This is a genomic window from uncultured Campylobacter sp. (genome assembly GCF_938030785.1).
In the GTDB taxonomy this organism is placed as follows: Bacteria; Campylobacterota; Campylobacteria; order Campylobacterales; family Campylobacteraceae; genus Campylobacter_B.
This window is the reverse complement of sequence record NZ_CALHIK010000006.1, coordinates 1-10,100: the sequence shown is the minus strand read 5'-3', so window position 1 is coordinate 10,100 and position 10,100 is coordinate 1. Positions and strand designations below refer to the sequence as shown.

The window sequence follows — 10,100 nt, the reverse complement described above, 5'->3', positions numbered from 1 at the left end:
GCGCTTTCAAATTTAAAGCTAAAATTTTGCGAAGTTTTACTTTGGCAGAGCTCTGCGCGTAGCGTAAAATTTTACCGCGCGAAATACAGAGCGGGATTTTGGAATTTTGAAATTCTGCGCTGCGGAGGTTTGTGCTTTGAAATTTTGCGAGCTGTAAATTTAGGGCTAAATTTAGAATTTCGTAGCGATAGAATTTTAAAATTTTACGCTGCGAGGCTTTGGCAAAATACTCCGTTTCTTAATAAATCAAATTTGCAAGCTAGTTTAAATTTAAGCGGTGTGGTTGCCGCCAAAAAATTCTATTCGTAGCAGCGTTTTTTAAACGACAGCGCCGAGACGGACAATGATGCTTTGCGGAAGTACGCCGCACCGGTTGCAAACACTTCGTGGCAGGGCAAGCAAGCGTTACGCGATCGCGCGGGCTAGTTTATCTCGTAGGTTTAAAATTTCATCGCGTTTTAGCACGAAGCTGTTTTTGTTGGCGATGAGGTGCGCGGAGCTTTGCATTATGGTTTCTGCGGGCTGCAGCCCGTTTTGCTTCATCGTAGCGCCGGTCTCCACGACATCGACGATGGCGTCGGCAAGCCCTATGAGCGGGGCTAGCTCGATCGAGCCGTAGAGTTTGATGATATTTACGGCGACGGCCTTGGAGGCGAAGTATTCGCGAGTGATGTTGGGCATTTTCGTAGCGATCTTAAGGCTCGGAGCGCCGTAGTTTAGCTGAGTGCCCGCATGTACGCCCACGCAGACGCGGCATTTTCCGATTTTAAGATCGAGCAGTGTAAGCACGTCCGGGCGATGCTCCTCAAGCACGTCAAGTCCCACTACGCCGATATCCGCCGCACCTCCCATAACGTAAGTAGGGATATCTTGGTTGCGGACGTAGAGGAATTTAAAATCGCCCTCTTGCATTATGAGTTTGCGATCCTCGAAAGCAAAATCAAGCCCGAAGATGGTTTTGAAAATTTTAAGCGTATCGTCGGCTATGCGGCCTTTCGGTAGCGCTATGGTTATCATGCGAGCCCCTTTTTTGCGATCAAGCTTACCATCGATTTGAAGATCAGATCCTTTTCGTAGATTGAGTTGCGAAAATACCGCATCAGATAGGCTCCGTCGCCGCCCGTGAAGTAAATTTTATTATTTCCCGCGATGTTTTCGATCGTAAGCACTATCGGCTTTAAAATCCCGTAGTTTACGGCGCTTACTGTCTTTTGCGGCAGCGGATCCAGATCGATATTGGTTGAAAGCGTCACGTCCAGCACCGGCGCGATGCTTGCGAACGACTTTAAAAGCGTACTAATGCCGGGCATTATAAATCCGCCTAAATGCGAGCCTCTAAACATCAAATCTACCGTGATCGCGCTGCCCGCATCGACGACGATGCCCGTCGCTACCGCGGAGCACGCCGCTATGCGGTCGATCCCGAGCCCGCGGTAGGCGGTTTTTAGTTCAAAGTGCGGCGCCAGATCGACAAATAGAGGGTTTTTCAGCTTTTTTTTCACGCTTTCGTTCACGCTAATGAAAAAAATTTGCTCCCTCGGCTCGTACCGCATAAATTCCGCTATGGGCATGCTTTGCGTTACGCCGCCTTTATAAAATTTAACTCTAGAATTTCCTACGTCACACAAAAGCATAGAGGCTAAATCCGTTTTCTTTTAAAAATTTCGCGCTTTTAGAGCACATTTGCGAGTTGTAAAACAGCACGCGCTTTTTGACGACCTTGCCTAGGCTTGCGCTTATGTCGCTTGTGAGCGAGAGCAGAAATTCCGCATCGCGCATCACGAAGCGGGATTTTGCGTCGCGCATAAATAAAAGGACGTTGTAGTTTTTCAGATCCACGCCGAAATACGCGCCGTATGAGCGCGAACGCGTGAAGCTAGCGATATCTAGCGTTTGGAATTTTTGAAGCAGAAGCCCTTCACGAACGCAGAGCTTTGAAATTTTATCTAGCATCAAAATTTAAAATTTTATCGTCGTAGTAAAAGGACGTACCCGCGATAAAGGACTTGTCCTCGACCTCGTCATTTAGCTCGTAGATCGCCTGGCCTTCTAGATTTTCATCGGTGCGGATGACGTAGCCGTTGCGCTCAATGATATACAGATAGCCGCCGCTAATCAGTGCGCCGCTAAACTGTGCGAAGGTGAATTTGCGAGATTTGATCAAATTTAGCCCGCGATCTAGTAGCTCGACTCTGCCGTCTTTTAAGAAAAGATAAATTCTATCGCCGTTAAAAATCACGTCTTTGATGTCTACGTTATGGTTTTTATTGCCCGTAGGACTTACCAGCATTAGCCTAGTGGCGGTCACAGCATAAAGGTTATCGCCCTTATTTTCTAAGGCGATAATGTTGTTAAAAAACGGCTGGTTGCTCACGACGAAATCGCGTGCCGAGCGCCCGCCTACGTTTTCTGCGATGCTGACTAGTCCGTCTAACGCAGGATAAGCGATAAGTTGGTTGATAAATAGCGGTGACGCCACGCGCGAATCGATTGCGAATGCATCGCCTACTTTATGATCGAGTACCACTGCGCCCGAGCTTAGCTTGATAAGCATAATCGAATCATCGCTCATCACCAAGGCCAGATTATCGCCCTTCACGTTTGCGCTAAGAGCCTGTCTGCCGAGGTTTTTTTCAAATTTAATACTGCCCGCGCTATCCGCTACTTTCGTCGTACCGTTTACGTCGGTGATGACGAAATTCCCGTCATATTCGCCTAAAAATTTCTCGCTTTTTAAGAGCTTTACGTTCGCCGCTAGGCCGTTTTTGGATATAACCTGCCCGTTTTGAAGCGTCGCACCGTCCTTGCTAACAGCTACGATTTCAGACGGTAGTGAACCATTAAATTTCAGATCGCCGGTGATGTTTTCGTCGCTAGGCTCGAAATACTGGCGCTTTGTCGAGCAGCCCAAAAATAAAAACGATAGCAAAAGCGTAAATATCAGCGTTTTTTTCATTATTTATTGCCTCCGTAGTGCTTTAGGGCGAGTGCGATCTGGCGCACGGGCGAGTTTAGAGGAATTTTATCGAGCTCAATATTGGCCTGCTCGATCTTGCCCTCTTTTAGCAGCTCGTAGCCTTTAACGAGATAGTCGTAATCGCTTAGCAAAATTCCGGAGGAGTTGCCGCTTTGAAGCTTGATTATCTCTTTTAGCATTACGTCGATGCCCTGCGTATCGGCAAGAGCCGCTAGCTCCTGTGCAGAGCCGTTTTGAAGCATATATAAAGCGTATAAATTTACGTCCTTTTGCTTTAGCTCGGCAAGTTTCGATTCATCTTTTTTATTAAGAAGTTCATCGTAAATGGCGTTAGCTTGGGCTGTGCGGCGTTCGCTTAAAAATTCGCTCGTATAATATCCCACAAAAACCACGACTAAAACCGCGGCCAAAAAGATCAGCGGCTTTTTATATTTTCTAACGAAAATTTCACTTTTTATGACACTTTCTAAGAATTGCTCCTCGGTGCCGATCTCTTTTTTCACGCCTTCGATGTCGTCTTTTAAAGCCAAAATTCAGTCCTTTATTTGATAAAATCGGCGTAATTGTAGCATAAAAAATTTTAAATACCGCCTAAGATAAAGAATTTTTATGATATAATGTCGCATTTATCAGAAAAAGGAAAGTTATGATAATAGACGACGCCTTGCTAAGTAAGCTAGAAAGGCTATCCGCTCTTAAAATTCCGGATGAAAAACGGGAGGAATTTAAGGGGCAATTAAATAATATCGTAGATTTTGTAGAAGTTTTAAACGAGTTAAGCTTAGAAGGCGGCGAAGTCGCCATAACGACGCTAAAAGGCGGAACTCCGTTCCGTAAAGATATCCCACGCAAAAGTGACGTAAGCGCGAATATTTTAAAACACGCGCCGCAGTCCGAAGGAAATTACTTCGTAGTGCCGAAGATCATAGATTGAAAGGAATTTTAATGGAAGAAGCTCAAAGAAATTTAGTAGATATCGAAACTCTACTTAAAACGGTCGTTTTTAACAAAGCGAGCGACCTTCACTTGGTTTCGCGCTCCGCGCCTCAGATCCGTATCGACGGAGTTTTGCGTCCTTTGGCGATGGATCAGCTCAAAGGTACGGATATCGAATATATCTGCTACGCCCTTATCACCGATGCGCAAAAAAGCGTGCTTGAGGAGAATAAAGAGCTTGACTTTGCGATCGAGCTTCCTAATATCGGGCGCTTCCGCGGAAACTACTACTATACGATGAACGGCGATCTAGCCGCTGCATTTCGTATCATTCCGATCGACATCCCAAGCCTAGATGATCTTAAGGCGCCTAGCATCTTTAAAGAGGTCGTAAAGCGCGAGAAGGGCATGATCTTGGTTACCGGACCTACCGGTAGCGGTAAATCCACGACGCTTGCCGCGATGCTAAATGAGATCAACGAAAAGGAGCGCAAGCACATCATCACCGTTGAAGATCCGGTCGAGTTCGTCCATACGAACAAAAAAGCGCTTTTTTCGCACAGAAACATCGGCACCGATACGCACTCCTACGCGCAAGCTCTTAAATTTTCGCTCCGTGAAGACCCGGATATCATCCTCGTGGGTGAGATGCGTGATAGAGAGACGATTTCGATCGCTATTACCGCGGCCGAAACCGGTCACTTGGTCTTCGGTACGCTGCATACCAACTCTGCGATGCAGACGATCAACCGTATCATCGACAGCTTCGACGGCGGCGAGCAGCTTCAGGTGCGAAATATGCTCTCCGTATCGCTTACGGCGGTCATTTCGCAGAGCTTGCTTCCGCGTCTCGGCGGCGGACGTATCGCGATACATGAAATTTTAATCAACAACAACGCCGTTGCGAACCTTATCCGCGAAAATAAAGTGCATCAAATTTACTCGCAAATGCAGCTCAATCAGCAATCCACCGGAATGGTCACTCAGACGCAAGCGCTCGTCAAGGCGATTAGATCAAATTTAGTCGCGAAAGACACCGCGCTTCGCTATTCTACAAATTTACAAGAACTAATCGGCGTAGTGGGTGCTTAATGGAAGGTATTAATTGGTTTGACGTCGGCTGTTTGGTGCTCGTAGTACTTTTCGGACTACGCGGCATCACTAACGGCATCGTAAAAGAAATTTTTGGAATTCTGGGGCTCATCGGCGGATTATTTGCGGCGATGCGCTATAAAAGCGAGGCGGGCGAGTGGATAGCGGCAAAGATCCCCGCATTGCAAAACGCAAATAGCGTGCTTTCGGGCGATACTACTCAGGTCGTAATCGGCTTTATAGCCGTGCTGTTCGGCGTATGGATAGTCTGTCTGATTATAGGCGAAATCATCTCGAAATTTTTCAAATGGAGCGGACTTGGATTTGTCGATAAGATCGGCGGATTCGTTTTCAGCGTAAGTAAAATTTTCTTAATATTCGCCGTTATCGTTACGCTCGCAAGCGGTCTGATCTCTAAGAACGAGCAGGCCAAAAAGTATTTTGAGAGCAGCAAAACTGCGCCGATATTTTTAAAGATCGGAAATTGGATATTGGATTTCAAAGACGATCCGAAGGTCAAACAAGGCCTCGATTCTATCGGCTCGAAAGCGGGAGAAATTTTATCTTCCGGCGAGAGCAATTCCACCGGCGAGCAAAATTCTACCGCACCGCAAAGCGAAATGCAAAGCACGGAATCTAACGGCACCATTACGATCGATATAAATTCTACTGAAAGGACTAAGTTATGAACGCAAAAATCGAAAATCTGGAATTTGACGCTTTAATCATCGAGTTCAAAAAAGCTCTCGCCTCCAGCGGTCTAAAATATACCAAGCAGCGCGAGGTTTTGCTTCGTACGCTTTATAACAACAATAAACACTTCACGCCCGAGGCGCTTCATAACGAGATCAAAGTAAAATTTCCGGAGCTAAACGTAGGCATAGCGACGGTGTATCGCACCCTAAATTTACTAGAGGATTCGGGGATGGCGACGTCGATCTCATTCGGCGCGCAGGGCAAGAAATTTGAGCTTGCAAATAAACCTCACCACGACCATCTAATCTGCAAAAGCTGCAATAAGATCATAGAATTTCAAGACGCGACTATCGAGCGCAAACAGCTTGCCGTCGCCAAAGAGCACGGTTTTACGCTTACGGGACATATGATGCAGCTGTATGGAATTTGCCCTGAATGCGCGGCAAAAAGGAAGTAGATTGTTTGATAGCCAGTTAGAAATCCAAAGGATAGACAAGGCGTCGGAACTTCGGAATTTAGGGGCTAATCCCTATCCGCACTTTCTAAAAAAAGATATGAGCATAGCCGAGTTTAAAGAAAAATTCGGCTTTATAAAAGATACCGAGGATAAAAAAGCGAGCGAGGAGGTAAGCCTCGCCGGGCGGCTAAAGCTAAAGCGCGTCGCGGGCAAATCCACCTTCGCAAACATAGAAGATCAAAGCGGCAATATTCAAATTTATTACTCGCGCGACAGCATCGGCGAGGAGGATTACGCTAAATTTAAGAAAAATCTTGAAGTGGGCGATATAATTTTGGTGCGCGGATACGCCTTCGTCACTCAGACGGGCGAGTTTTCGATTCGCGCTAGCAAAATAACACTCGCGTCTAAGGCGATCTCGCCGCTTCCGGAGAAATTTCACGGCCTAACCGACATCGAGATGCGCTACCGCCAAAGATACCTCGACATGATAATGAACCCAGAGATTCGCGAGGATTTTATCAAGCGCTCGATCATCGTTAGCGAGATCCGCAGCTTTTTTGAGAAGCACGGATTTTTGGAGGTCGAAACGCCGATGATGCACCCTATCGCAGGCGGCGCGAATGCTAAGCCTTTCATCACGCACCACAATGCCCTAGACGTTGATCGCTATCTGCGTATCGCGCCGGAGCTGTATCTTAAGCGCCTCGTCGTAGGCGGCATGGAGGCGGTCTTTGAGATCAACCGAAATTTCCGCAACGAAGGTATGGATCTGACGCACAATCCGGAATTTACCAGCATAGAATTCTACTGGGCGTGGCATGATTATAATGACGCGATGAACCTAACCGAGGAGCTGTTTAAAGCGCTGTTTAGGAGGCTCGGGCTGGGCGAAATTTTAACCTACGATGAGCGCGAGATCGATTTTTCAAAGCCTTTTGCGCGCATAAAGTATCTCGACGCGCTTACGCAGATAGGCGGCATCGAGCCACGTATCGTAAATGATCGCGACAAGATCATCGCAAAGCTCAAAGCCGATAAATTTGAAGTCAATGAAAAGCTCGATCTTGGCCACTTGCAGAGCGAACTTTTTGATAATTACGTAGAAGCCAAGCTCATAAATCCGACCTTCATCGTGGATTTTCCGATCTCGATCAGCCCGCTTTCGCGCAGAAGCGACGAAAATCCGCAGATAGCCGAGAGATTTGAGCTTTACATCGCAGGCAAGGAGCTAACCAACGCCTTTAACGAGCTGAATGATCCGCTCGATCAATACGCCAGATTTAAGGCGCAAATCGACGCTAAAAACGCTGGCGACGACGAAGCGCACGAGATGGACGAGGATTATGTCCGCGCGCTTAGCTATGCGATGCCGCCGACTACCGGCTGGGGGCTCGGTATCGATCGCTTAGCGATGATTTTGCTGAATAAAAAATCGATCCGCGACGTGATTTTGTTCCCTGCGATGAGGCCGCTAAATTTAGAGAAGGAGTGAACGTGTCAAATTTAGAAAAATTCGATAATGAAATTTTTAGTTTAACCAACAAAGAGCTTGCTCGCCAGTGCGATTATTTGGAGATGATCGCGAGCGAAAATTTTACCTATCCCGAGGTGATGGAGGCGATGGGCTCGGTGCTAACGAACAAATACGCCGAGGGCTATCCCGGCAAGCGCTACTACGGCGGCTGCGAGTTCGTAGATGAGATCGAGCAGATCGCGATCGATCGCTGCAAAAAGCTCTTCGGCTGTGAGTTTGCAAACGTCCAGCCAAACAGCGGCTCTCAAGCCAACCAAGGCGTCTATGCCGCATTTTTGAAACCGGGCGATAAAATTTTAGGCATGGCGCTTAGCCATGGCGGGCATTTGACGCACGGCGCAAAGGTTTCAAGCAGCGGAAAGATGTATGAGAGCTTCGAATACGGCGTGGAGCTCGACGGCCGCATAAACTATGATAAGGTGCTTGAGATCGCTCAGATAGTAAAGCCTAAGATGATAGTTTGCGGTGCGAGCGCTTATACGCGCGAGATAGATTTTGCTAAATTTAGACAGATCGCTGATAGCGTGGGCGCGTTTCTTTTCGCCGACGTAGCGCACGTCGCGGGGCTCGTCGTCGCAGGCGAGCACACGGATCCGTTTCCGCACTGCCACGTCGTAAGCTCGACCACGCATAAGACGCTTCGCGGTCCGCGCGGCGGCATCATAATGACTAACGACGAGGAATTTGCCAAAAAGATCAACTCGGCGATCTTTCCGGGTATTCAAGGCGGCCCGCTAATGCACATCATCGCCGCTAAGGCGGTCGGGTTTAAACATAATCTAAGCCCTGAGTGGAAGCTCTATGCCAAGCAGGTCAAGGCAAATGCTAGAGTTTTGGGCGAGACGCTGGTTGGGCGCGGCTTTGATCTTGTTAGCGGCGGCACCGATAATCATCTGATTTTAATGAGCTTTGTAAATAAAGATTTTAGCGGCAAGGACGCTAGCGCCGCGCTTGAAAATGCAGGCATTACGACGAATAAAAATACCGTGCCGGGCGAGACACGCAGCCCGTTTGTCACCAGTGGTATCCGCGTCGGCAGCCCCGCACTTACGGCGCGCGGAATGAAGGAGAAAGAATTTGAGTTTATCGGAAATAAAATCGCCGATGTGCTAAGCGACATCTCAAATTCCAAGCTTCAGGCGCAGGTCAAAGAGGAAGTGCGGGATTTGGCGCACCGCTTTATCATCTACGACCGCGCGATGTATTAAATTTAATAAATTCGGGTAAGCTTACCCGAATTATCTATTTTAAGAATTTACGCGATGAAATTTTAAAATAGATAATCTTAGGAGATAGCATGAACGATAAAAATTTCGATATGAGCAGCATAGACGATATAGTGATAAACAGCGGCAACGTCGATAAGAACGCAAATTTAAAAAAGGGTCTTACGGTGGCTGCCGGGGTGGTGGTTTTATTTTTAATCATACTCATCATAATGAAGGTCATCAATAAAGACGATATCGATACCACTGGAGGGCTTACTATGCCTAGCGAAGCGGAGCTCGCTAAAGCCGAGCAGAAGCAAGAGGCGCCGATCCAAAAGCCTGAAATCAAACCTGAGCCCGCCGCTTCGGAGCCTAAGCCTATAGAGGTTCGCTCGGAGCCAAAACCCGAGCCTTTCGGCGAGCCTACCAGAGTGGAGATCAAAACCCAAGAGCCTCCTAAAACCGAGACCCAGGTCGCTATAAATACACAGCCCGCCGAGCAGAAGGTCGAGATAAAAAGGCCAGAAGTAAAAGATGAGCCTAAAAAATCCGAAATCAAAGTAGAGAGTAAAAAGATCGAGCCGAAAGAGGAGCCAAAAAAAACTGAGAAGGGCGACGTGAAAAAGGTCGAAGCCAAAGAGGAGCCTAAAAAAGAGCCGATTAAAACCGAGGTCAGAAAGATAGAGAAATCAAAACAAGAGGAGCAAAAATCCGCAAAGGCCGAGAGTAAAAAAGAGGTCACAAAAACAGAGAGCAAAAAAGAGACCGCTAAGAGCGAGCCTGTAAAGCCTGAGAACAAAGAAACAAGCGCAAAAGCGGGCGTCGCGGCTAAGAGCACTACTACCAGTATAGCAAACGGCAGTTACGTGCAGGTATTTGCTTCAAACGCTTATGATCCAAACGGCGCCGATACGAAAAAAATCACCAAAAAAGGCTACAATCCGATCGCTCTGCAAACCCATGTCGGAAGCAAGAGCATGGTTAAAATTTTAGTAGGACCTTTCGAGGGCGAGGCGCTACAAAAGGCGCTTAGCGATATGCGCAGCATCAATAGCGGAGCGTATATCTACCGAGTGAAATAGTGGACAGATTCGCGGTTTTCGGCAATCCGATCGCCCACTCGCTCTCGCCGCTACTTCATAATTACGCTATAAAATTTTTGGAGCTGGACGCCTACTACGGGCGGGTTTTGCTGCA

At 47.4% G+C, this 10,100-nt stretch carries 13 protein-coding genes and 1 pseudogene; 9 read left to right on the top strand and 5 right to left on the bottom strand.

The features are described from left to right. Positions 1 to 309: hypothetical protein (locus tag Q0438_RS00565; RefSeq protein ID WP_299186133.1), on the top strand; the 309-nt coding region annotated here is incomplete at its 5' end. Positions 310 to 405: 96 nt separating this feature from the next. Here Q0438_RS00565 and hisG read toward each other — a convergent pair. The 5 genes from hisG to Q0438_RS00540 are packed head-to-tail and all read right to left on the bottom strand — an operon-like array spanning position 406 to position 3,507. Next, positions 406 to 1,017 carry an ATP phosphoribosyltransferase gene (hisG, locus tag Q0438_RS00560; RefSeq protein WP_177388436.1) on the bottom strand — a complete coding sequence of 204 codons (612 nt, stop codon included), beginning with the start codon at positions 1,015 to 1,017 and terminating at the stop codon, positions 406 to 408. Then, positions 1,014 to 1,634, bottom strand: coding sequence for a type III pantothenate kinase (locus Q0438_RS00555; RefSeq protein WP_299186131.1), 621 nt, complete (start codon positions 1,632 to 1,634; stop codon positions 1,014 to 1,016). Before Q0438_RS00555 ends, hisG begins: the two co-directional genes overlap by 4 nt. Continuing rightward, complete coding sequence (locus Q0438_RS00550; protein WP_298703328.1) at positions 1,621 to 1,956, bottom strand: hypothetical protein; 336 nt, start codon at positions 1,954 to 1,956, stop codon at positions 1,621 to 1,623. The genes Q0438_RS00555 and Q0438_RS00550 overlap by 14 nt, the downstream gene beginning before the upstream one ends. After that, a complete protein-coding gene (locus Q0438_RS00545; protein WP_299186129.1) occupies positions 1,943 to 2,956 on the bottom strand; it encodes an L-seryl-tRNA selenium transferase in 1,014 nt (337 codons plus the stop codon). Before Q0438_RS00545 ends, Q0438_RS00550 begins: the two co-directional genes overlap by 14 nt. Further along, a complete protein-coding gene (locus Q0438_RS00540; RefSeq protein ID WP_299186126.1) occupies positions 2,956 to 3,507 on the bottom strand; it encodes a hypothetical protein in 552 nt (183 codons plus the stop codon). Before Q0438_RS00540 ends, Q0438_RS00545 begins: the two co-directional genes overlap by 1 nt. 116 nt (positions 3,508 to 3,623) lie before the next feature. Here Q0438_RS00540 and gatC point away from each other — a divergent pair, with 116 nt between their 5' ends. The 8 genes and pseudogenes from gatC to Q0438_RS00500 all read left to right on the top strand — a co-directional run. Next, entirely contained in the window at positions 3,624 to 3,911 is a 288-nt protein-coding gene (gene gatC / locus Q0438_RS00535) for an Asp-tRNA(Asn)/Glu-tRNA(Gln) amidotransferase subunit GatC (RefSeq protein ID WP_299186124.1), read from the top strand. Positions 3,912 to 3,922: 11 nt separating this feature from the next. Then, on the top strand, positions 3,923 to 5,005 hold the full coding sequence (locus Q0438_RS00530) for a type IV pilus twitching motility protein PilT (RefSeq protein WP_299186122.1): 1,083 nt from the start codon (positions 3,923 to 3,925) through the stop codon (positions 5,003 to 5,005). Further along, positions 5,005 to 5,694 (top strand): CvpA family protein, encoded by a 690-nt coding sequence (locus tag Q0438_RS00525; protein ID WP_299186119.1) that lies wholly within the window; start codon positions 5,005 to 5,007, stop codon positions 5,692 to 5,694. The genes Q0438_RS00530 and Q0438_RS00525 overlap by 1 nt, the downstream gene beginning before the upstream one ends. After that, entirely contained in the window at positions 5,691 to 6,158 is a 468-nt protein-coding gene (locus Q0438_RS00520) for a Fur family transcriptional regulator (RefSeq protein ID WP_299186116.1), read from the top strand. Before Q0438_RS00525 ends, Q0438_RS00520 begins: the two co-directional genes overlap by 4 nt. Before the next feature lies 1 nt (position 6,159). Next, positions 6,160 to 7,653 (top strand): lysine--tRNA ligase, encoded by a 1,494-nt coding sequence (gene lysS, locus Q0438_RS00515; protein ID WP_299186113.1) that lies wholly within the window; start codon positions 6,160 to 6,162, stop codon positions 7,651 to 7,653. A gap of 2 nt (positions 7,654 to 7,655) precedes the next feature. Beyond that, the gene (locus Q0438_RS00510; protein WP_299186110.1) at positions 7,656 to 8,903 is read left to right on the top strand and encodes a serine hydroxymethyltransferase; all 1,248 of its coding nucleotides are present in this window, start codon (positions 7,656 to 7,658) and stop codon (positions 8,901 to 8,903) included. Positions 8,904 to 8,992: 89 nt separating this feature from the next. After that, entirely contained in the window at positions 8,993 to 9,985 is a 993-nt protein-coding gene (locus Q0438_RS00505) for a hypothetical protein (protein ID WP_299186108.1), read from the top strand. After that, positions 9,985 to 10,100 (top strand): annotated as a pseudogene (locus Q0438_RS00500) (shikimate dehydrogenase); the annotation flags it as partial. The gene Q0438_RS00505 and the pseudogene Q0438_RS00500, both read left to right, overlap by 1 nt.

Bases quoted from the DNA above. Each gene is read 5' to 3' on its own strand.
- hisG (WP_177388436.1), bottom strand. From the start codon at position 1,017: ATGATAACCATAGCGCTACCGAAAGGCCGCATAGCCGACGATACGCTT.
- Q0438_RS00555 (WP_299186131.1), bottom strand. From the start codon at position 1,634: ATGCTTTTGTGTGACGTAGGAAATTCTAGAGTTAAATTTTATAAAGGC.
- Q0438_RS00545 (WP_299186129.1), bottom strand. From the start codon at position 2,956: ATGAAAAAAACGCTGATATTTACGCTTTTGCTATCGTTTTTATTTTTG.
- gatC (WP_299186124.1), top strand. From the start codon at position 3,624: ATGATAATAGACGACGCCTTGCTAAGTAAGCTAGAAAGGCTATCCGCT.
- Q0438_RS00530 (WP_299186122.1), top strand. From the start codon at position 3,923: ATGGAAGAAGCTCAAAGAAATTTAGTAGATATCGAAACTCTACTTAAA.
- Q0438_RS00525 (WP_299186119.1), top strand. From the start codon at position 5,005: ATGGAAGGTATTAATTGGTTTGACGTCGGCTGTTTGGTGCTCGTAGTA.
- Q0438_RS00520 (WP_299186116.1), top strand. From the start codon at position 5,691: ATGAACGCAAAAATCGAAAATCTGGAATTTGACGCTTTAATCATCGAG.
- Q0438_RS00505 (WP_299186108.1), top strand. From the start codon at position 8,993: ATGAACGATAAAAATTTCGATATGAGCAGCATAGACGATATAGTGATA.